Here is a 21,091-nt window from a genome sequence, read left to right on the forward strand (position 1 = left end):
GTTCTGCGTTTGGGCTTGGGAGCGTCTTGATCTGTCTTTTTCTCAGCCATGTGATTGAAATTTGTGTTTTAAAGGTTGCTGCGGATATATCCAACCGTCTCGAACGAGACCTTTCATTACCGATGGGAATGGTCCTGTAATACGGACCCGAATATACGAAATATGATTGGTCGATATTTAGTCAGACCAAGGGGGTAAACTGCGCGTTACCTCTTGCAGGTTTGCTGCGACGTCTTTCACGTCTCAAATAACGAATGGAGTGGGATATATGTATCAAGCCACAGATGTGGCGACAATTCCGAATTATACTAATCCGCAGCTGTTGACAAGTCAGATCGGTATTTCAGGCAAAAAAACAGCCGCCTTAATTGGCGGCTGTTTGAAAATCAGATGAAAAGAGGCAATTATTCGTCTTCGTCGCCTTCTTGAGCAGCGATGACATCGGCAAACATTTCGTTGATGGCTTCTTTGACCTCTTCCTGGTCTCGACCCAGTGAGTGGGCCAGTTCCATGGATACGAGGCCCATTGCCTGCTCCAGCAAGCGACGCTCACCAAAGGAGAGTTCTTTGTCTTTTCCAATGAGGAAAAGCTCCTTGAGAACGTATGCAACATCGGAAAGATCGCCGGATTTCAGCTTTTCGGAATATTCGCGGTAGCGACGGTTCCAGTTCTGACCGGTGTAGCCGGTGAATTCGGATCGGTCATTGAGGGATTCGAAAATCGCCTGACCGATGCGTTTACTGCACACGGAGCGCAGGCCGACGTTAATGGCATTCAGCACCGGAACCATCAAGGTCACGTTGTTGCTTAAGATGCGAACAATATAGAAATCGGCCTTCACGCCGCCGATTTCCTGGGACTCGATACGCTCTACGCGACCGACGCCCTGGGAAGGGTATACAACTAACTCATTGACCTTGAACACTGGAAACCAAGCTCCTTGCTTACTGCTTTTTTCATATGCGCAGAAGGACATCATACCGGAAAGGCATGAAAGAGTCCAATCCTACAGTAATCCTATTTGGATTACGCGTCTGTCGATGATTCCTGCGGCTTGTCCGCTTCCTTTTCTACGGGCGGCTCAATGGAAAAACTGTTGATATGCTGGGTGGCAAAGCCCACGCCCCGTCGATAGTAAATGTCGAGCCCCTTGACGGCGTGCTCAATGATGGCGGGCAGGTGCTCGGCATTCTCAGGAAAGAACGGTTCCAGCACCCATTCGCTGATGGGCTTGAACTTGTCCGCCGGTCGACCGACACCCAGTCGCAGGCGGAAGAAATTAGGCGTATTCAGGCTGTCCTGGATAGACTCCAGGCCATTGTGCCCATTATTGCCGCCTCCCTTTTTAACCTTCATGCGGCCCACCGGAAGATCCAGCTCGTCGTGGACCACCATAACCTGTTCAGGTGTCAGGCCGTGGCGGCCACAGATCTTGGATACTGCCTTGCCGCTTAGGTTCATGTAGGTCAGGGGTTTGGCAAGAAGCCGGTACGCTCCGGCAAACTTGACCTTCCACAATTCATAGTCGCCGGATTCGTCGATCTTCTCCAGCTTCATGTTCTTGCGGGACTCGGCCACGGACAGAATACGGTCCACGAGCATGAACCCGATGTTGTGTCGGGTATCCTCGTACTTGGGGCCAGGATTGCCCAAACCGACGATAAGTCCTTTGTATTCCATGACAGATGGTCCTTGCGGAAGGTTGGCGCGTGTGCACTGTAGCACACAAGCCGATCAAGCAAAAACTCCCGGAGCATGGCGGGCCATGCTCCGGGAGGTCGTATATTCGTGTGAGTCGATGCTATTCAGCTGCTTCAGCGGCTTCAGCACCCTCTTCACCTTCTTCCTCAGCAACTTCCACGCGCTTGGCGGAGACGTGCAGGACGGCGAAGTTTTCGTCGAAGACAGGCGTTACGCCTTCGGGGAATTCCACGTCCTCGATGCGGATGGAATCCAGCAGGTTCATCTCGGAGATGTCGAGAGCGATGGAAGCGGGGATGTCCATGGGCTTACAAATGACTTCCACAAATTCGCGGTACTGCTCGAGGCGGCCACCAAGCTTGACGCCCGGGGAACGGCCGGTGATTTCGAAGTGAACAGCAACCTTGATTTCTTTCTCAAGGTCTACACCGAAGAAGTCGACGTGCTCAGGGGTACCCGATACCGGCTCGTTGCGGACGCGCCACATCAGAGAAGGATGGGTTTCGGTCTTGCCGTCCTTTTCCAGGACCAGATCGAAGACCTGTGCGTTACCGAGTGCCTGGTAAGCTTTCTGCAAGGGAACCATTTCCATCTTAACGGGAATGTTGTTGCCCTGTGCATCGTAGTAGATACCGGGAACCATGCCGGTGGCACGGAGACGACGATTGGGGCCTTTGCCCAGTTCAGTGCGTTCCTGAACGTTGAGTTTCAGCAGTTCTGCCATGATGTTTCTCCTTTTACGCCCTGGCCGTTCACTGTGAACGGACGCTCGCGCTTTAAATGGTGTTGGGACGAGTCCCTTATACGAAGAGTACGGACACGGACGATTCCGTGTGTACGTTATTGATAGCTTTGGCCAACAGGGATGCTACGGAGCGGACCTTGACCTTGTCGCAGCAGTTGCCGTCATCCTTGAGCGGAATGGTGTCGGTGACGATCACTTCGGAGAAGGCGGATTCCTGCAGGCGCTGGTGAGCCGGACCGGACAGCACCGGGTGGGTGGCGCATGCCATAACGTCCTTGGCGCCATTATCCATGATGACATTGGCGGCGGCGCACATGGTGCCGGCAGTATCGATCATGTCGTCGATAACCACAGCGACCTTGTCCTTGACGTCACCGATGATGTGCATGGCCTTGGCCTGGTTGGGTGCATCGCGGCGCTTGTCCACGATGGCCAGGGAGGCGCCGAGGCGCTTGGCGTAGGCACGGGCACGTTCCACGCCGCCAGCATCAGGGGAGATGATGACGAAGTCGTCATCACGCTCGCGCAGTTCTTCCAGCAGGACCGGAGCGGCGAACAGGTTGTCCACCGGACAGTCAAAGAAGCCCTGGATCTGACCGGCGTGCAGGTCACAGGTGACCAGACGCTGCATGCCAGCGGTGCCGAGCATGTCAGCTACCAGCTTGGCGGAAATGGGAGCTCTGGGAACGACCTTGCGGTCCTGGCGAGCGTAGCCGAAGTAGGGAACCACTGCGGTAACGCGCGAGGCACTGGCGCGCTTCAGGGCGTCCAGCATCAGGCACAGTTCCATCAGATGGTAGTTTACGGGAGAGCAGGTGGGCTGCACTACGAACACGTCGTCGCCGCGCACGTTCTCGCCGATTTCGATGCGGATTTCACCGTCGGAAAAACGTTCACGAAGTACCGGCGCCGGTTTGGTGCCCAAGTGTTCGCAAATGGCCTCTGCCAGCTTCGGGCTGGCGGAACCGGAGATGATTTTCAACTCACCATGCATGTCAATGTCCCCGCAATACTGGATTTTAAAAAAAAGTGGCTGGGGCGGAAGGACTTGAACCCTCGAATGTCAGGACCAAAACCTGATGTCTTACCACTTGACGACGCCCCAGCAGATTGTGTCGATGAGATAACATTCGCCATTGCTGGCTGGCGATGTTTGACCGCCTCATCGACCGACGGGTGCTTATTGACAGTCCGTCGTGAAAATTTCAAGCCCGTTATTTTCGAGAGCCTGTGCAGCGGACATGGCTGTATCCCTGTCACGGAAGAGCCCGAACAGGGAGGCTCCCGAGCCGCTCATGGCGGCGGATGCAGCTCCGTGTTTGATGAGCGATTCCTTGATTTTGCGAAGTTTCGGGTGCTTCGCGAAAACCACTTCCTCGAAGTCGTTCATCACTTCCGGGGCCGCGACGGGAGACGGATTCTTAGTATCGTTATCCGTGCTTGTCAAGGGTTCACTTGATTTGGGGAATCCATTGGCTTCATCCCACGCCTTGTACGCCCACGGGGTGTTCACATGGATGTCCGGGCAGGCAATGAGCATAGTCATTCCAGCCAGTGAAATATCAGATGGAGTCAGCTTTTCGCCGATGCCGCCAGCCCATGCAGGCCCATCCATAAGGAAGAAGGGCACGTCCGCCCCCAGCGCTGCTGCCAACTGAATAAGTTGTTCCTGAGGCAGGGCGCGTTCTCCAGCGTTTTCATTCAACCAGCGCAGAATGGTGGCCGCATTTGAGCTGCCGCCACCGAGGCCGCCTCCCATGGGAATCTTTTTGTTCAGCGTCACGAACATGCCGGGCTGATATCCTGTTGCCGCACCAAATCCCTTCCACGCCTTAAAAATGAGATTGGAGGCAGATTCCAGATCCGGATTCTCCGGGCAACGCATGAACATGTGCTCGTCATGCCCCGGCTCAATGCGGATGGTATCGTAAAGCCCCATCACCGGATAGAACAGAGTGTGCAGCTCATGGTACCCATCTTCGCGCAATCCAAGAATGCGCAAGTGCAGATTGACCTTGGCCGGAGAGGCCAGAATGGATTCGGAAATAGGCTCGTGCGTGGACATAATGAAATAATGTATTGTTAATGATTAATCCGCGCCGGAGACGAAATCATCCATCAATCGTCGCCAACGGCGGCATCTTTATCTGATTTCTCTCTTAAACAAAAGGGGCTCCCGAAGGAGCCCCTTGGATCGTCTTATCATTTACTTCCCGTCGAGGGGCAATGCCACGAACAGGTTTTGGCCCTGACGCTTGATCAGGAGCATGACCGCGCCGCGCTTCTTGTCGCGCTGGATGACCTTCTCCAACTCATCTGCGGAGTTGACGTCCGCCTGGTTGGCCTGAAGGATCACATCGCCCTGACGCACGCCTTCATCGGCTGCGGCGGCAGTGGGATCAACATCAACCACGAGCAGGCCCTGAGCCTTGTCGAGGCCGAGTGCGGATGCTTCCTTCTCATTCACGGGCTTGAGGGACATGCCCAGCACAGCATCGGACTTCTGCGGCTTTTCGGGACGCATGGTGGCCATGGTGTCCTCGCCGCGCTGACCCAGAGTCACAGTGCGGGTGACGGTCTTGCCGTTACGCCACAAGGTGAGCTTTGCCTTTTCGCCGGGCAGAAGGCCTGCGATGGCTCGCAGCAGTTCGTTGTTGTCGGCAACAGTAAGGCCATTAACTTCAAGGACTACGTCGCCCTGCTTCACTCCAGCCTTATCGGCGGGCTGGCCCTTGCCAACAGAGGCGATGAGTGCTCCGGTCGCTTCATCAAGACCAAGTGCCTTGGCCTGAGTCTCGCTCACGGGCTGGATGGTTACGCCGAGCCAGCCGCGCTTGACGGTCTTGCCTTCACGCAGCTGCGCGATGATCTTTTTGGCCTGGCTGGACGGGATGGCAAAACCGATGTTCTCGGCAGCGGCGTTGATGGCCGTGTTGATGCCGATGACTTCGCCCTGCATGTTCAGCAGCGGGCCGCCGGAGTTACCCGGGTTGATGGATGCATCGGTCTGCAGGAAGTTGTCGAACGGGCCAGCGCCGATGATACGGTGCTTGGCAGAGATGATGCCTGCGGTGACGGTGTTATCCAGACCATAGGGGTTACCGATGGCCAGCACCCATTCACCCACCTGGATGGCGTTGGAGTCGCCCAGAGCGAGGACGGGCAGGCGGCGGTCGACATCAATCTTGATGACGGCGAGGTCGGTTTCCTTGTCGTTACCGATGACCTTGGCCACATATTCCTTCTTATCGTCCTGGAACTTGACCGTAATCTTGTCCGCGCCATCGATGACGTGGTTGTTGGTCACGATCAGGCCGTCGGCCGTGATGACGAAGCCGGAACCCTGACCACGCTGCTTGTGCGGCTGGCCCTGTCCCTGGCCCTGCGGGCCGAAGAACTGGTCAAAACGCTCAAAGAAGTCTCTGAACGGATGCCCTTCGGGAATCTGGCCGCGGAACTGCTGGCCACGGGGTGCTGCAGTCGAGGTCTTTTCGGTGGAGATAAACGCCACTGATTTGCCCGCTCTTGCAGCGAGTTCGGTGAATACGGGAAGGCCGTTGGCTTGTGCAAGAATCGGCATAGCCAGCACAAGAACAAGGGCAAGGGTGAGTTTGGAACATTGACGTATCATATAGATCCTCCAAAAGGATGCGGAAAACAGGATTGCGGCTTCTACCGCGTCTTTGCACAATAAACCTTTTTTAATCGTTGTAAATAGTGTGAATGTAATTGCACGGAAAAATGTGGCGATTGGGAGCCCCCGGGGGCTCCTCGCCGGTGGGGCGTTCGTGGTGGTAGATCTATAATGATAAAAGAGCTTCCCGGTATTCCGGAAAGCTCTTTACTAATTGAATTATTGCGCCGCAGGCGGAGAGTGGGGGGCAAAGGGGATTGCCCTTTGACCACCGGAGGCGAAATTACCTGACAATGGAGCCGAAGGCGACTTCCTATCCTGAATCCCTAACCAGCCTTTCTAGCCAGATCTTCAAGCCTTTGAGCGAGATCGGCAAGCGTCCGGATCGCATTGGTGGACTCGCGCATGCCGTCGGCGGTCTGATCGGAGATGACGCTTACCTCGCTGACAGAGCTCATGACGTGCTCGCTGGCAGCAGACTGTTCCTCGGCAGCGGTGGCGATAGAGCGAACCTGGCCGGTGGTGCCTTCTACCAATTGAACAATGGCCTGGAGCGCGTCGCCGGACTTGCCTGCAAACTCGGTGGCCTGCGTGACAGATAGTGCGGCGGCGTCCATGCTCTCAATGTTGTGACGGGCCACCTGCTGGATGGACTCGATGGCTTCAGCCACGTTCTTGGTGGCGTCCATGGTCTTTTCGGCCAGCTTGCGAACCTCATCAGCAACAACGGCGAAGCCGCGGCCAGCCTCTCCGGCACGGGCCGCTTCGATGGCTGCGTTGAGGGCGAGGAGGTTGGTCTGGTCAGCGATGTCGTTGATAACGCGGATGATGTCACCAATGGATTCGGTATGGCTACCGAGTTCATCCATGGAAAGCTTCAAGTCACCAGCCTGCTGGCTGACGGAAGAGATGGCTTCGATGGATTCTTCGACGATCTTGGAGCCCTCAGCCGCACGGGTGCGGGCTTCTTCGGCCTGTTCGGCGGCACCGCTTGCGTTACGGGCGACTTCGGACACTGTTTCGTTCATCTGCCCCATGGCGGCGGCAGCCTCAGAGGAAATTTCCTGCTGAGTGTGTGCGCCTTCGGAAATGGATTCGATTCGGGTGGAGAGAGCCTCGGTGGAATTGACCAATTCCTGAGCTGCGCTGCTGATCTCCATGCCGACTTCACGGATCATGTTGAGGTTGGCTGCTGCCTCAGCTTCGCGGCGGATGATTTCGGTGACGTCGCGGGCAACAACCAGATCGCCCAGAATGGAGCCGTCACGGTCTTTGACCGTGGTGGATACTTCGTCGAGGATCACTTCTTCACCTGCCTTGAGACAGGTGATGTAGTCGCCGTGATCTGCGGCATTCTGTGCGCGAACAAGTACGTTGCTGGCATCCATGCCCTTGAAATCCTTGATGTGAACGCCCGCATAGGTGGCGGCCACGGTGTTGCCCGAAACGATCTTGCCGTCTTTGGAGAGGAAGATTGGGTCGGGAACAGCGTCGAGCACGGCGCGGTTCAGGGTCAGCATGGACTCGATGTTGGCGAGAAGCTTGTCAAAGGTGGCGGTGAGCATGCCGAGTTCGTCATTACGGCCGTCGTGCATGCGCTTGGAAAAGTCACTGTTGGCTTCCAGTTCGACCATGGCGTGGGACATGGAGTCGATGGCTGAGGTTTGGGTGCGGAGCAGAATAACAGAGCCGATGATTACACCGGAAAGCAGGACGAAGCTGGCGATGAGGAAGATGATCTGGAGTTGGGTCGCCTGAGCCATGTCGGCGTCAGCATCCTCAGATATTCTATGAAAATTCTCATTGAGTAGGTCAAATGCCTTGAACGCCGGGCCGTCGTTGATTTTGACACGGCCATCAATCTGCTGGGCCGGAGCACCGATGTCCCAGAGGGCGTCCACAGTGGCGGATTCGGCAACATAGGTCTGCATGACCGATTCGACGATGCTGACCGCTTTCTTTTCTTCTTCACTCAGATTCAACGCCTTGTAACCAGCAATGGATTTCTCCATCGTTTCCTTGTTGGCGTAGAGTTTCTCGAGGAACTTTTTGTCTCCGCGTAGAACGAAGTTTTTAAAATTGTGAATAATGCCGCCGTAGCCGAATTGTTCCTTGATCTCGTTCAGTCGAGCCTCACGTGTGGCTGCTTCGTTGGCGTATTGATCCCAGGCCGCGTCAATGCGGTGCATGGTCCAAAATTGGGCGAAGCCGGAGAGAAGAATGGCGGCGATGCCGACCAAGGTGATGGTGAGAGTCTTATGTCTGAGAGTCATGCGTAGTCCAAGTCTGCTGCGGTTTCCGTTGGTGTCTTCACGATGCGCACTATGCGCCTGCAGGACTCGGTACTACATAGATAGCCTATCAATCAAATGTTTTAGACAGTTGCCAGAATTGTCAGGTCAGGATATCAAAAGCCGGAAGGAGGTAAATTGCTGCCCGCAACCTCTACGAAGGGCTTGCCTTTTCACATGCGGTCGGCTAGTTACTTCCCCCGATGTTCGCCACTGGCGAAACATCAGTGCCCCCATAGCTCAGTTGGATAGAGCACAGGATTCCTAATCCTGGTGCCGCGTGTTCGAATCGCGCTGGGGGCACCATAATAAAATCAAGGCGTTAGAGTTTTTTGCTCTAGCGTCTTTTTTTTGTGGGAATCCTATTTCACCTAGTACAATCCATATAGTCCGCCATGAGCGGGCTTTTCCATTGCTGGGTGTGGACCGCGACATTTCAAGTGACCGTAACGTGTGAAATCGTACATCCAAATACTACAGGCATAGTGATATTGTTTTTATCAATATCCTATACGAATAAGAATAGGTGAATATCAATTTGCTCATTTGTTTAGAAATTGATAGACACCTTTAATTCATTTGGTGGGTATTCCAGGGGTGGAGCTCCAACCAGTTGATTTATCTATAAAAGCCAAATCCATCGTGAGGTGGAGACGGAAAGCCACGGGTCTCTTTCAGGAGATAGCCGGGTTGCCGAGCGAAGCGTTGTCACAGCTTCCACTTCCTCTCACGTGCTTTTGATTCGACGATTGTGTGTTGAACACAGGTCTTTTCCTGTGTGCTCGGGGAGGTATTGGTGCGCGGTTTTTTCTGTTCTACGGCAACGTTTGCCGTTCTGATTGTTCTTATTGTGTGCCCTGTGGCTTGGGCTGCTCCTGTCGACGATGCCATTCGTCAACAGCAACAGCTTCAGCGGCAGGAAGAACAGCGCAGACTGGAGTTGGAGCGGCAGCATCGTGAAGAATTGCAAAAGGCTCCGACTGGCGAGGATTTGCGGTTGCCGGAGATCCCGGAGGCGGCTCCTGATGCCCCATGCATGGAGACCAAGTCCATTGAGATTACGGGCGTAACCCTTCTTGATCAAAAAGATATCGATGCCATTACGGCCAAGTATATCGGCCGTTGCCTGACGCTTAACGACGTCAACAATCTCGTCCGCGACATCACCAATGCCTATGTGGAAAAGGGGTATGTCACCACCCGTGCGGCCATTCCGGAGCAGGATCTCTCCAGCGGCCATCTGGTGATCATGGTTGTAGAGGGAAAGGTCGAGGGGATCGAATTCAAAGAGGGGCAGGGCAGTAAGCGGGAGATTAAGGGTGCGTTTCCCGGACTGGCCGGAAAGTATCTGAACCTGAGAGACATTGAACAGGGGCTTGATCAGATTAACCGCCTCCCTTCCAACAATGCATCGATGGAGTTGCTTCCTGGTGAAGAGCAAGGCGCCAGCCGTGTTGTCGTCTCCAACGAGCGAAAAAAGACCTGGCGCGCCTCGTTTGGTCTGGATAACACGGGGCAGGATTCCACCGGCCGCAATCAGTATGTCCTCGCCCTTGCTAAGGACAATCTGTTCGGCATCAATGACCTGCTCAACATCACCATCAACGGCGATTCAGACTCTTGGCTGACAGATGAGCATCAGAAGAGCGCCACTTACAACGCCTTCTACTCGGTGCCGCTAGGCTACTGGACCTTCTCCGGCTCCTTCAGCCACTATAAATATCGCACGGAAGTGACCAGCGGCGGTGCTAACTATCCCTCGGAAGGCGACACAACGACGACATCCCTGAGCGTTGATCGTGTTCTTCATCGTGATCAAAATGGCAAAACATCACTGAATGTCTCCCTCACCCATCGGGATACGCAGAACTACTTCAACAGCGGACGACTGGCCGCTACCAGTCAGGTTCTTACTTCCATTGGGACCACCCTCGCGCATACGCACCGTGTGCTCGGCGGTGTAGCCAGCGCACAGGTGGGATACAGCCACGGCCTGCCTCTTTTGGGAGCCAAACGGGATATATCTCCCTCACTCGACACCGCGCGTAACGAGTTCAACAAGTTTGTGTTCAACGGCAGCTTCTTTCGCCCGTTCAAGGTCAAGGATCTCAACCTTTCGTGGAATACCTCCGTCACTGGCCAGTGGGCCCCTCATACCCTTTATAGCGCAGAACAGATCAGCATCGGCAGCCGCTACACCGTCCGGGGCTTTCATGACGACAGCCTGAGCGGTGATATCGGTGGATACATGCGCAATGAGATGACACTCAATCTGCCCAATATCAGAGAGAAGTCGCCTGTCGCATCCGAATGGATGGGCACCATGCAGCTCTATGCCGGATACGACGCGGGCGTCATTCGATCCGATCCCAAGGATTTGGAGGAGCGCGGTTCGCTCCAGGGCGCGGTGGTCGGTATGCGCACCAGCGGCGGACGACTGGTCATGGACTTTGCCGTTGCCCGTTCCATTGACGCGCCTGCCTTTCTGCAAAAAGACGACATCGAAATTTACACCTCCATCAAATACTCCTTCTAGCTGCGAGTGATCATCATGCTTGAATCCATCAAACAGCTCTTCATCGCCTTCCTTATCAGTCTCATTCTCTGCCCGCCCTCCATGGTTCACGCCGGGGGCATAACCCCAGACGCCGCGGCGCCTGCAGCCAATCAGGCCACCATGGACACCGCCCCCAACGGCGTGGATGTGGTCAACATTGCTGCACCGGGCGCCAACGGCATGTCCCACAACATGTTCACCGACTTCAATGTCGGCAGCTCGGGCGTCATCATCAATAACGGCGTTGCCCCCGGCGTGTCTCAACTTGGTGGCGCGATGGCTCCGAACCCGAATTTCTCGGGCGCGGCAGCCACCACCATTCTCAACGAGGTCACCGGCACCGGGCGTTCGTCGATTCAGGGGCATACGGAAATATTCGGTCAGTCGGCCAACTACATCCTGTCCAACCCCAACGGTATTTCCATCAACGGCGGCGGCTTCATCAACACGCCCAAGGCCACCATGACCACGGGTGTGCCGCAGTTCAGTGGCAATACCTTCGTGGGCCTCGATGTGCGCAGCGGTGACATCCTCGTGCATGGCGCGGGCATCAACACCAATAACATTGATGCGTTCGAACTGGTCACCCGTGTGGCCACCATCAATGCCGATATTCACGCCAAGAGCCTGAGCGTAATCACCGGCCAGAACCGCCACAATCCGGTCTCTGGCACCACGACCACGCTGGCATCTGACGGTACCCCCGCGCCCACCATTTCCATTGATTCCTCTGCCCTTGGCGGCATGTACGCGGGCCGCATCAAGCTCGTGGGCACCGAGGCAGGCGTGGGCGTCAATACCAAGGGACTGGTGCAGTCCACCCAGCATCTGGAGATGACGGCTGACGGCAAGATTCAGATTACCAACAAGGTCTCTTCGGGGAATACGCTGGCCCTGACCTCGCAGGATTCCATTGACGTTTCCGGTACGGTCAAAGCCACGGGGACCGCTACGCTCACTGCCCCCACCGTCACCGTGGCCCGTGTTGATCCCACCGATGCGGCTCTGGTTAGTGCGAGTAATATCGAAGTGAACGCCGGAACCCTCGACAACCAGCGCCTCATGGCGGCGGATACCGAGGCGCTGATCACGGCTAACAACGCCATTAATACAGGTACCATCTACTCTGGCGGCACCTCTACCTTCCGCATCGGCGACACCCTGTACAATAACGAAGGCACCATCCTTGCCAAGGGCGATGCCGTCTTTGAGGGAACCACCGCAGGCTCCCGCATGGCGACCCTGCAGAATGATTCCGGCACTATTGAATCCCTTGAGGGCGGCCTGATCTTCCGCGCGACCACGTTTAATAATAACAACTCGAAATTCACTCTTGTTCGAGGCTCTACCGAGTTGAGCTACCGTGAGGGTGGTGTCTGGTTCTATGGAGATGAAGGGGACGAGGCGTGGGATCACTTCCGTGCTCAGATGGGCCACGCGCCCCGTCAGGGACTGCCGAACAATACCCGCAACATCGAGCCTGCCGAAGTCAGCGCTATCGGGCTTGATACCTCGAGAAATATATTTACCTATGAAGAGGTCGTAGAAGCCATCGCGGCCACCGAGGCCAAGCTTGCTGCTGATCCAGGTGCGCTGACTTCCGCTGAGAAGACACAGCTCAACCGGATCAAAAGTCGTCTGTCATACAATCCTCCCTATTTCGGTAAATGGCGTCCTGGCGGCAGCGGATTCCTCTGGACCGAGATCGTCACCGAAGACTCTGCCACGGGGCAGGACCAAGGCTCTGTGATCGCGGCCCATAATGACATCGTCATTGAGTCCGGCACCGCAAAGAACACGGTCAGCGCCATTACATCGACCACAGGTGATATCAACATCACGGCCGACTCCTTTGAGAACGTCGGCATGGATATCTACAAGCGCAAGGCTGTCCGGTGGATTCTGGGTCGCTATGCCAACCATAATACGCCGCGCATCGCCCATATCGCTGGCGGTACCGAGGAGTTCCTCACCACCATTGATCACGCCTACGGCACGTTGGATGCGGGGAACAAGGTCAACATCACTGGCGGCACTGTTACCAACGGCCTGACCGAGCGAAATGGCATTATCAATGCTCCCGACCCGGACGAACAGCAGCGCAAGGCGTCCACCGTAACGGATGAGACCAACTTGCTTCCGTCCAACGGGATGTTCAACCTCAATACGAATCCGGCGCAGAATTACGTCATCGAGACGGACCCGGCACTGACCGACCTCGATGGTTTTTATGGCTCGGACTACATGATGTCCCGCTTCGGGATGGACCCGAACGATGAAGCCAACAAACGCATAGGTGATGCGTTCTACGAAACGCAGCTTGTGCGCAAGCAGATACAGGCGCTCTCTGCCAAGCGCTTCCTTGGCGATGCCCGGACCACCGATACCGAGGAATTCAAGCGGCTCATGGACAATGCAGTTGATGTTAAGGGCGACCTGAACCTCACTCCGGGCATTGCCCTGACGCAGGAGCAGATTGCTTCGCTCACCAAGGATATCGTGTGGCTTGAGAAGCGCACGGTGAACGGGCAGGAAGCCTTGGTCCCCGTGGTCTATCTCGGTACGGCCAGCCTCAGTAAAATCGCCAATGGCGGGGCAGTTATCACTGGCGCCGAGGTTGCCATCAATACCACGGGTGATACGTCCAACGCCGGGCTTATTGAGGCCAAAAATCAAGTTACCATCACTGCCGATAATTTCTACAACAGTGGCACGGTAAAGGGCCAGACCATTGACGCCACGGCTACGGATTCCATCCGCGCCACAGGCGGTACGTTTGATGGCGGTGATATCACCCTCAAGGCGGGTAAGGATGTTGTCATTGCCGCGGCAACGACCACGTCGTCCTCGGACGGCACCACGATCGAGCACGTCACACAGAAAGGCAGCATCAAGGCCACTGGCGACCTCTCCATCGAAGCCGGGCAGGATATCGGCATCCTTGGCTCGGATGTGGAAGTGGACGGCGCAGCCACGCTCAAGGCAGATCGCAACGTGGCGATCTCCACCGTGGAGACGACCACCACGTCCAAGCAGAGCGGTTCCGGCTTCAACGTCGACTTCACTGCCAAAAACAACATGGGCAGCAAGATCAAGACGGGTGGCGACCTGACCGTCGATGCTGGCGAGAGCGCCGCTATCCACGGCAGCGAGGTTGAATCCGGGGGCGATGCCACGATCAAGGCCAAGGGCGACGTCGCTGTCACCGCAGCCACGGACGAGCTCGATTTCTACCTCCACTCAGAGGGCAAAAAAGGCGGCTTCTTTGGTGGCAAATCGTCCACGACCATTGATGCTCTGGAACAGCGAAACGTCGCGTCCGTTATCAAATCAAATGGCTCGATCAACATAGAAGCTGGTGCCGATGGTGGCGAGGGCAGTGTCATCGTCAAAGGCAGTCAGGGTAAGGCGACAGATGACATAGCAGTTCAGGCCTCGAAAGATATTCAGGCCCAAGTCAATCAGATTCTGAATCAATTTAAGTTTGAAGAGAAGAGTTCTGGTATCATGGGCGCTACGTCCATGGACATGACTCAAAAAGATACCACTACCAACAACCGCCCTGTCTTTGAGGCTGGAGGAGGGCTGAAACTTCAGGCTAAGAATGACGTAGTGTTGGAATCCGCCAGCCTCAAGTCTGGTGACACCACAGAGATCATAGCCGAGGAAGGCAAGGTCGCCATGCTGGTGACCAAGGACAAGTCCTATGAGCACGAAGTGAAGACCGACATGGGCTTCCTGACATGGTCATCCAAGGACAAGGGCAAGATCGACGAGAAAGTCCTGCATACCCTCATCGAGCCGGGTGCCAGCCTTACGATTACCACGCCTGAAGGCGTCACCGTGGAGTTCAAGGAATCCTCCGGTGACGTGCGCAAGGACGTCGAACTCCTCGCCAATGCGGAGGGTCTCGAATGGATGGCCGACCTGCTGGAGCGCGACGACGTAGACTGGCAGGCCGTTCAGGAATTCCACGACGAGTGGAGCAAGTCCGACGGTGGCCTCGGCGCGGGCGGAATGCTGATTGTATCGCTCATCGCATCCGCCGTGACTGCTGGCGGCGCTTCGACTTTAGCGGCAGCCTGTATGCAAATGACTATGTCAGCAATCGAAGCCAGCGCAGGAGCTACTTTGCTGCATACTGCTCTCACAGCCGCATTTACCTCTATCGGAAGCCAAGCAATTACGGCTCTTGGCAATGCGGCAGCAGGTGGCGATCTTGGCAAAGGTCTCGCCTCCATCGCTTCCGAAGATGGCCTTAAGGCCATCACAACGGCCATGCTGACCGCCAACCTGACACAAGCAGCCCTTAAGGACCTCGATAGCCTTGTTGATGTTGGAGAAAAAGCTTCTGCTCTGGATAAATTCTACGCAGGGTTAGCCAACGATCTTCAAGGAAATCTCATCAAGGCCGGGATCAATACAGGCGTCGGTACTGCCGTCAATGGCGGCAACCTTGGTGAAAATTTGGTCGCGAACATTCGCGGGGCGGCTGTTTCGACCTTGGGAGCCAAAGGTGCCAATCTCATTGGTACAAGTTATCGAAACGGGGATTTGAATCTTGCTAGTCGCTACATTGCTCATGCCGCATTAGGTGGGGCAATCGACTTGGCTACCGGCGGAGACGGAACATCAGGAGCAGTGGGGGCAGTCGCAGGCGAAATTGTTGCAGACACCTTTGTTGCGACATATGTTAACAACAAGCTCTCCAATCCGGACAACTTCAGTACCGCTGAAGACTTCCAGAAGGAAGTTGTCGAACTGCAAGCCAGAGGTGTAGACCTTGCACGACTCGGGGCAGGCTTGGCAGCGGCAGCCGTGGGTGGCGACGTCAACGTCGGCGCACAAACTGGTGCCAATGCAGCGGAAAACAATGCTGTTTTCTGTCTGGCAATCGCCGTGACTCTGACTACCCTGGAATTCGCAGACAAAGTGATCACCGGTTATGACGCCTGGCGACTTGTAAAAGCTTTAAACGACGATGATACCGAAAAAGCAGCCGAGATCAGTCTAGAAATATCTGCTGGCTTGGCTACTGACCTTATTCCCGGCAACAAAATTGCCCTCATGCTCGCGAAGTCCCTCGACGGTTTGGGTTTGGTTGCACTTGGGACCAAAATCGTAGGGAAGGTTGGGGGTAACTTTGCAAATGCTGCCTTTAAGGTTGCGGATAAAATGCCGTCGTCATTCGGTCATAGCGCGAATGATTTATTTCGAAATGCTGTTACTCCAAATAAACATGGTATATCTCCTCTTAGCAGAGCTATTGATAAACATTCATCACGCTCTGGGAGCGTGTATAATTCGGTATCTGGTAGTCCTAATGTGAAAAATGCAAAAGCTCAGGAGTTGCTTGAAGAAATAATGAATAATCCCAAAACGGTTGTGGTTGAGAAAACAAGTAATAGGTTTGGTAATCATATTGATATGATTGCACCTGACGGTAAAGGGTTGAGATTTGGAAAGAATGGCAACTTTATAGGAGTGCTGGAGCCCTAATATGTTTAGCAGATTAATTGCAGATGATCCGACAAGAAAAAATGTATATGTAGAAATTTATTATAATGATTCAATGCTTGCTGAAGTAATTCATGAAAATAAGCAAAATGAGATAATTATATATGGCCCTCCGAAGGAGAGCTGGGATGCGATACCATTGACTGATTTTATTGAGGTGTTGAATCAAGCAAACGAAGATATGAGCTTTCAGGATTGATAATGAATTAGGGGGACACCATACCTATTTCTCACTCCCTATACTGTTAATCAGGCCCGCACTAAGCGGGCCTTTTTTTGTTCTTTGACATCCCACGGACATTACTTCCGGTGGTGAGACCGAGATCACGGCACAGGGCGGGCAGGTTTCCATGCTCGTTACCAAAGACAGGGAATACAAGCGCGAAGTCAAGTCTGATATGGGCTTCTTCTCATTCTCAACCAAGGATGAGGGAAGCGTTGACGAGACTGTTCAGCACACGGAAATCAACGCCGGTGGCGGGCTGACCATCACCACCGCCGAAGGAATCGTTGTCCAGTATAAAGAGACGGGCAACGTTCAGGAGGATATCGCACAACTCGCCCAGTCTCCCGGCCTTGAATGGATGGCAGAGGTTGCCAGTCGCGACGACGTGGATTGGCAGGCCATTCAGGAAGTGCACAACCAGTGGAGCGAATCCAACAGCGGCATCGGCGGACCGGGCATGCAGCTTGTGTCGCTCGCCATGGCTGTGGCGTTGTCTGCTACAGGGGTAGGATCTTCTTTTGCCGTTGGTCTTATGGGCTTTACCGAAGGCTCTTCAATGGCGGTTGCCATGGCCGCAGGCTTCAACTCGCTGGTCATGCAGGCCGGAATGCAGGTCGTTCAAAATGGCGGCGATATCGGTGCCGCTCTCGAGGCGATGGCATCTGTTGAAACAGTGCGCTCTTTGGCTACCGCCATGCTTACAGCAGGGCTTATGAATGAGGCCATGCAGTTGGATGGCCTGAAAGCGGAGAAGCTCGCTGAAGGCGCTAGCGATTATGATAAAATGATCGCCAACCTTGCGCAGGAACTCAAGGAAGGCGCTGTACAGGCTGGCGTAAATGCTGGTGTCGGCACAGCCGTCAACGGCGGCAACCTTGGTGAAAACTTGGTGGCTAACCTGCGTGGGGCGGCAGTATCAATATTGGGCGCGCAAGTGGCCAATGAGATTGGTAAGGCCTATGACAATGGCAACGGCGACCTCGACTACGTTAGCCACAAGATAGCCCACGCCGCATTGGGCGGAGCTATTGCCGCTGCGAGTGGAGAAGATATCGCTTCTGGTGCTATTGGCGGTGCAGTGGGTGAAATGACTGGCGAGATGCTTAGTAATGAAATCCAGGAGGCTATGCTAACTGGAAGCATAGAACCTAAGGACGCGAAAAGATGGATTGACGCCGGAGTAGACTTGTCTAAACTCGCCGCAGGGCTTGCCGCTGCAGCATCTGGTGGAGATATTGATACCGCTGCAACGACAGGAGGGAATGCGGCTCAGAACAATGCGTTAGGAGCTGCTGCTACGACAGCTTTAGTCTTGTGCGAGCTTAATCCCGTAACACTGACTGCTCTGGTTGTGCTTACAGCTGCCGCTATAGTAACGCCTGAAGAACAAAAGAAACAAATCGCCATTGCTGTCGCCAATGATGTCACCTCTCTAATAAACTGGATAACCTCGAAATATCAGGGGCTGTCAGAGGGCGAGAAACAGCAAATTGCACAGCTCCCCGGCTATGATCCAGGCGAATTAGGCGATTTTAATCCTGGAGGCTACGGAGAACAGGCTCCGGATGTAGATACAGGCCCATTGGAGACCTTGCCTGAGGAAGACGCCAACAAGCCTATTGTTGAAACAATTCCTATTGAAGAGAAGAAGGCTGAGGATTATATACTTCATGAAAAGTCTATCAATCAACTGAATCAAGAAATTGAGACAGGAAAAGCTCCTTCTGGAATCAAGCGAATAGATATCGGGCTTATTTATAAGGAACAACCACATGTACACTTTGAAGATGGAAGAGCTTTGAACAAAGATGGTAGGTGGAAGCATACTGGAAGAAAAGATAAGAATGTCAAACCAAAAAAGCTAACAACCAAACAGAAGAAATGGTTAAAAAAGAACGGGTGGAAGCTCCCCAATGAATAATCAATTACAAATATGGCTAGAAGAACGCATTGATGATCTCGCAAGCAATGACTTAAATTATGATGATCATGTTGATCAGTTTATTAAGAAAAATGAATGGGTGGATATTTATGACGACTGTATCAAACTCTTGGTTGATGCAATCGAGTATGTCTCATTAAAAGGAATTAAGGATGTAGTCGTCTTTTTAAATATTCCACTTATTCAAAGCAATAGAATTATAGCAAATGATTATGATTCACTTAAATTGGACATCCCCAACTTTGTATCCGATAGCAGATTTCCCCCCCCGTCATTGTATATCTATAAAAGAGACGATTTGGATTTTCGAGAAGGAGATCGTGAAGTTTATATTCGGCCGATTCAAGTTGATAAAAGGCTTGATGAATATGATTGTACTGCTCTTTATAAATGTGAAAGGGAGGCGCTAGATATTGAAGGGGATTATCCCTTCTATAGGAATATTCAGATTAAATGTTATCTTTAAAAAGAATTAGGGAGACACCATACCTATTTCTTTCCCCATATGATTCTTCAGGCTCGCCATATGCGGGCCTTTCTTTTTTTGAAGTTGTAAATATTAACGAATTTTAAGAACAGAATTATGGGGACACCTCCCAACAGAATTATGCAGAATTATGGGGACACCTCCCTAATTATTGTTGAGGTATATAGTCGAAATACAGGAAAGAACCTTGGCAAAAAGAGCTTGCAAGGAAAGTGGTTAAGAGGCCCAGACCCGACAAGGACGTTACCTAAATAAGGATACTGATAATGCGGTCAAAAACGATTTTGACACTGACAAACCACGTACATCTGATATTGGTTCCAGCTAAGGGATCAGGGTTACGTCTCGCCCTTGGAATTATGGGGAATTATGGGGGAATTATGGGGAGGAATTATGGGGACACCTCCCTAATTATTGACTGCAATATCAGATTGATGCACCTTTAAGCATGCCAAGAATACCCAGAATTGTTGTCCCGGGGGAACCTCATCATGTCATTCAACGGGGAAACCGGCGTCTTCCCACTTTTTTTTGTGAAGACGATTATTGCTTTTACCTTGAATGGCTTCATACGTGTTGCGAAAAGTATGCAGTAAAAATATGGGCGTATTGCCTTATGACAAACCACGTACATCTGATATTGGTTCCAGCTAAGGAATCAGGGTTACGTCTCGCCCTTGGAGAAACCCACAAACGCTATACGGCTTATATAAACAAACGGGAAAGGTGGACTGGTCATCTTTGGCAAGGAAGGTTTTCTTCATATCCAATGGATGAAGCCTATCTTCTTGCTGCCGCCCGATATGTTGAACTTAATCCGGTTCGCGCTGGCATCGTCAAATATCCTTGCGAGTATAAATGGAGCAGTGCACGGGCTCATGTAAAGGGCGAAGATGATCAATTCGTCGACGTCGCTCCTCTTTTGTCGCTTGTCCCAGACTGGGAAAGCTTTTTGACTGGGGCTGACAGCACCGAGATGCAAGAGCATATCAAAAAACACAGCCGGACAGGTCGCCCTTTGGGCAGCAATGCTTTTTTTGACCGTTTGCAACAGGTTTTAGGCAAAGATGTTAGACCTCAAAAGCCAGGTCCCAAAATGAAGAATTAGGGAGGTGTCCCCCTAATTCGCGGAGGGGCGGCTGTCGCTTCGTTGGGTGATACTGCGGCTGGTGAAATTGCAGAAGCTTACAAAAAAACAGGTGACCTAAACTATGTAACGCACAAGATCGCCCATGCGGTCCTTGGTGGAGCCATAGCTGCTGCAAATGGTGACGATATCGCAAGTGGAGCGGTCGGCGGCGCTGTTGGTGAAGTTGTAGGAGAGGAGTATCTTGCATTTCGTCTGACGTCAGGTATCTCCAAGGAAGATATAGACTCGCTGCACCAGCAAGGCGTCGACCTTGCAAAACTAGCGGGAGGGCTAACTGCGGCTCTTTCAGGAATGGATGTCGACACTGCAGCCGGGACAGCGGAAAACGCCGCAGCCAATAACGCCTTGGATACGATTTGGGATGCTCTAAATGTTCTCTATGATTCCGGGAAGATTGCCTACGGTTATTACATAGACGACGATGGGTTAGTTAAAGAGGGGTATATCGATTTAGGTTTAGACTCAGCAGCATTGCTTGTGCCTTTTGCCCCTGCTGGAATTACCAAGGTTGTTAAATGGGGCGATGATGTCGTCGATGTTGTCAAGAAAGCTGATGATGTTGTCGAGAAGCCTAATTTGCTCATTGACGTATTGCGTAAGTCTGAAAAGATTGTCGACAAAAAAGGCAAAATTCGTTTTGAAACAAAACTTGATGACGGTTCAAAAGTTGTCTTTAGGAAAGATTTCGGAGAACATGCACACTCTCTTACCGGCAAAGATGGCCCTAAAGTTGATCATTTCAATGTTGAGATTCAAATTCCCAACAGTAAGGGAGGCTACAGTAAGCCTAAAGTCAACAAACATATTTACTTTGAAGACGGTAAGCCCATTATAAAATAG

The 21,091-nt window shown here is 53.1% G+C and carries 14 protein-coding genes, 2 tRNA genes and 1 riboswitch; of the genes, 8 read left to right on the forward strand and 8 right to left on the reverse strand.

Annotated elements, in window-relative coordinates:
- Positions 1 to 404: 404 nt before the first annotated feature.
- The 8 genes from HFN16_RS10830 to HFN16_RS10865 all read right to left on the reverse strand — a co-directional run bounded on the left by HFN16_RS10830 (position 405) and on the right by HFN16_RS10865 (position 8,354).
- Positions 405 to 926, reverse strand: a complete 522-nt coding sequence (locus HFN16_RS10830) for a CarD family transcriptional regulator (RefSeq protein ID WP_168890766.1) — start codon at positions 924 to 926, stop codon at positions 405 to 407.
- Between the two features lie 101 nt (positions 927 to 1,027).
- Positions 1,028 to 1,681, reverse strand: a complete 654-nt coding sequence (pth, locus tag HFN16_RS10835) for an aminoacyl-tRNA hydrolase (RefSeq protein ID WP_168890767.1) — start codon at positions 1,679 to 1,681, stop codon at positions 1,028 to 1,030.
- A 121-nt stretch (positions 1,682 to 1,802) separates the two neighbouring features.
- Positions 1,803 to 2,426 (reverse strand): 50S ribosomal protein L25, encoded by a 624-nt coding sequence (locus HFN16_RS10840; protein WP_168890768.1) that lies wholly within the window; start codon positions 2,424 to 2,426, stop codon positions 1,803 to 1,805.
- Between the two features lie 76 nt (positions 2,427 to 2,502).
- On the reverse strand, positions 2,503 to 3,441 hold the full coding sequence (locus HFN16_RS10845) for a ribose-phosphate pyrophosphokinase (protein WP_168890769.1): 939 nt from the start codon (positions 3,439 to 3,441) through the stop codon (positions 2,503 to 2,505).
- Between the two features lie 36 nt (positions 3,442 to 3,477).
- Positions 3,478 to 3,552 (reverse strand) — tRNA-Gln (locus tag HFN16_RS10850).
- A gap of 75 nt (positions 3,553 to 3,627) precedes the next feature.
- Positions 3,628 to 4,512, reverse strand: a complete 885-nt coding sequence (gene ispE / locus HFN16_RS10855; RefSeq protein ID WP_168890770.1) for a 4-(cytidine 5'-diphospho)-2-C-methyl-D-erythritol kinase — start codon at positions 4,510 to 4,512, stop codon at positions 3,628 to 3,630.
- Between the two features lie 141 nt (positions 4,513 to 4,653).
- Positions 4,654 to 6,078: a Do family serine endopeptidase gene (locus HFN16_RS10860; protein ID WP_168890771.1), complete on the reverse strand. Its 1,425-nt coding sequence runs from the start codon at positions 6,076 to 6,078 to the stop codon at positions 4,654 to 4,656.
- 329 nt (positions 6,079 to 6,407) lie between these two features.
- Complete coding sequence (locus HFN16_RS10865) at positions 6,408 to 8,354, reverse strand: methyl-accepting chemotaxis protein (RefSeq protein ID WP_168890772.1); 1,947 nt, start codon at positions 8,352 to 8,354, stop codon at positions 6,408 to 6,410.
- A gap of 247 nt (positions 8,355 to 8,601) precedes the next feature.
- Here HFN16_RS10865 and HFN16_RS10870 point away from each other — a divergent pair.
- The 8 genes from HFN16_RS10870 (at position 8,602) to HFN16_RS10905 (ending at position 21,091) form a co-directional block, all read left to right on the forward strand.
- Positions 8,602 to 8,678: transfer RNA gene (locus HFN16_RS10870), tRNA-Arg, on the forward strand.
- 314 nt (positions 8,679 to 8,992) lie between these two features.
- A riboswitch (cyclic di-GMP riboswitch) is annotated at positions 8,993 to 9,070 on the forward strand.
- Between the two features lie 98 nt (positions 9,071 to 9,168).
- A complete protein-coding gene (locus HFN16_RS10875) occupies positions 9,169 to 10,908 on the forward strand; it encodes a ShlB/FhaC/HecB family hemolysin secretion/activation protein (RefSeq protein WP_168890773.1) in 1,740 nt (579 codons plus the stop codon).
- A 15-nt stretch (positions 10,909 to 10,923) separates the two neighbouring features.
- Positions 10,924 to 16,428, forward strand: coding sequence for a DUF637 domain-containing protein (locus HFN16_RS10880; protein WP_168890774.1), 5,505 nt, complete (start codon positions 10,924 to 10,926; stop codon positions 16,426 to 16,428).
- A gap of 1 nt (position 16,429) precedes the next feature.
- Positions 16,430 to 16,645 (forward strand): hypothetical protein, encoded by a 216-nt coding sequence (locus tag HFN16_RS10885; RefSeq protein WP_168890775.1) that lies wholly within the window; start codon positions 16,430 to 16,432, stop codon positions 16,643 to 16,645.
- 151 nt (positions 16,646 to 16,796) lie between these two features.
- Positions 16,797 to 18,593 carry a DUF637 domain-containing protein gene (locus tag HFN16_RS10890; RefSeq protein WP_168890776.1) on the forward strand — a complete coding sequence of 599 codons (1,797 nt, stop codon included), beginning with the start codon at positions 16,797 to 16,799 and terminating at the stop codon, positions 18,591 to 18,593.
- Positions 18,586 to 19,080 (forward strand): hypothetical protein, encoded by a 495-nt coding sequence (locus tag HFN16_RS10895; protein ID WP_168890777.1) that lies wholly within the window; start codon positions 18,586 to 18,588, stop codon positions 19,078 to 19,080. Before HFN16_RS10890 ends, HFN16_RS10895 begins: the two co-directional genes overlap by 8 nt.
- A gap of 469 nt (positions 19,081 to 19,549) precedes the next feature.
- Complete coding sequence (locus HFN16_RS10900) at positions 19,550 to 20,209, forward strand: transposase (RefSeq protein ID WP_168890778.1); 660 nt, start codon at positions 19,550 to 19,552, stop codon at positions 20,207 to 20,209.
- Between the two features lie 42 nt (positions 20,210 to 20,251).
- The gene (locus tag HFN16_RS10905; RefSeq protein ID WP_168890779.1) at positions 20,252 to 21,091 is read left to right on the forward strand and encodes a VENN motif pre-toxin domain-containing protein; all 840 of its coding nucleotides are present in this window, start codon (positions 20,252 to 20,254) and stop codon (positions 21,089 to 21,091) included.

The organism is Pseudodesulfovibrio sp. zrk46, from assembly GCF_012516435.1.
In the GTDB taxonomy this organism is placed as follows: Bacteria; Desulfobacterota; Desulfovibrionia; order Desulfovibrionales; family Desulfovibrionaceae; genus Pseudodesulfovibrio.

Excerpts from the sequence above, each read along its gene's own strand:
- pth (WP_168890767.1), bottom strand. The coding sequence starts at position 1,681 with ATGGAATACAAAGGACTTATCGTCGGTTTGGGCAATCCTGGCCCCAAG.
- HFN16_RS10840 (WP_168890768.1), bottom strand. The coding sequence starts at position 2,426 with ATGGCAGAACTGCTGAAACTCAACGTTCAGGAACGCACTGAACTGGGC.
- HFN16_RS10845 (WP_168890769.1), bottom strand. The coding sequence starts at position 3,441 with ATGCATGGTGAGTTGAAAATCATCTCCGGTTCCGCCAGCCCGAAGCTG.
- ispE (WP_168890770.1), bottom strand. The coding sequence starts at position 4,512 with ATGTCCACGCACGAGCCTATTTCCGAATCCATTCTGGCCTCTCCGGCC.
- HFN16_RS10860 (WP_168890771.1), bottom strand. The coding sequence starts at position 6,078 with ATGATACGTCAATGTTCCAAACTCACCCTTGCCCTTGTTCTTGTGCTG.
- HFN16_RS10865 (WP_168890772.1), bottom strand. The coding sequence starts at position 8,354 with ATGACTCTCAGACATAAGACTCTCACCATCACCTTGGTCGGCATCGCC.
- HFN16_RS10880 (WP_168890774.1), top strand. The coding sequence starts at position 10,924 with ATGCTTGAATCCATCAAACAGCTCTTCATCGCCTTCCTTATCAGTCTC.
- HFN16_RS10885 (WP_168890775.1), top strand. The coding sequence starts at position 16,430 with ATGTTTAGCAGATTAATTGCAGATGATCCGACAAGAAAAAATGTATAT.
- HFN16_RS10890 (WP_168890776.1), top strand. The coding sequence starts at position 16,797 with ATGCTCGTTACCAAAGACAGGGAATACAAGCGCGAAGTCAAGTCTGAT.
- HFN16_RS10895 (WP_168890777.1), top strand. The coding sequence starts at position 18,586 with ATGAATAATCAATTACAAATATGGCTAGAAGAACGCATTGATGATCTC.
- HFN16_RS10900 (WP_168890778.1), top strand. The coding sequence starts at position 19,550 with ATGCCAAGAATACCCAGAATTGTTGTCCCGGGGGAACCTCATCATGTC.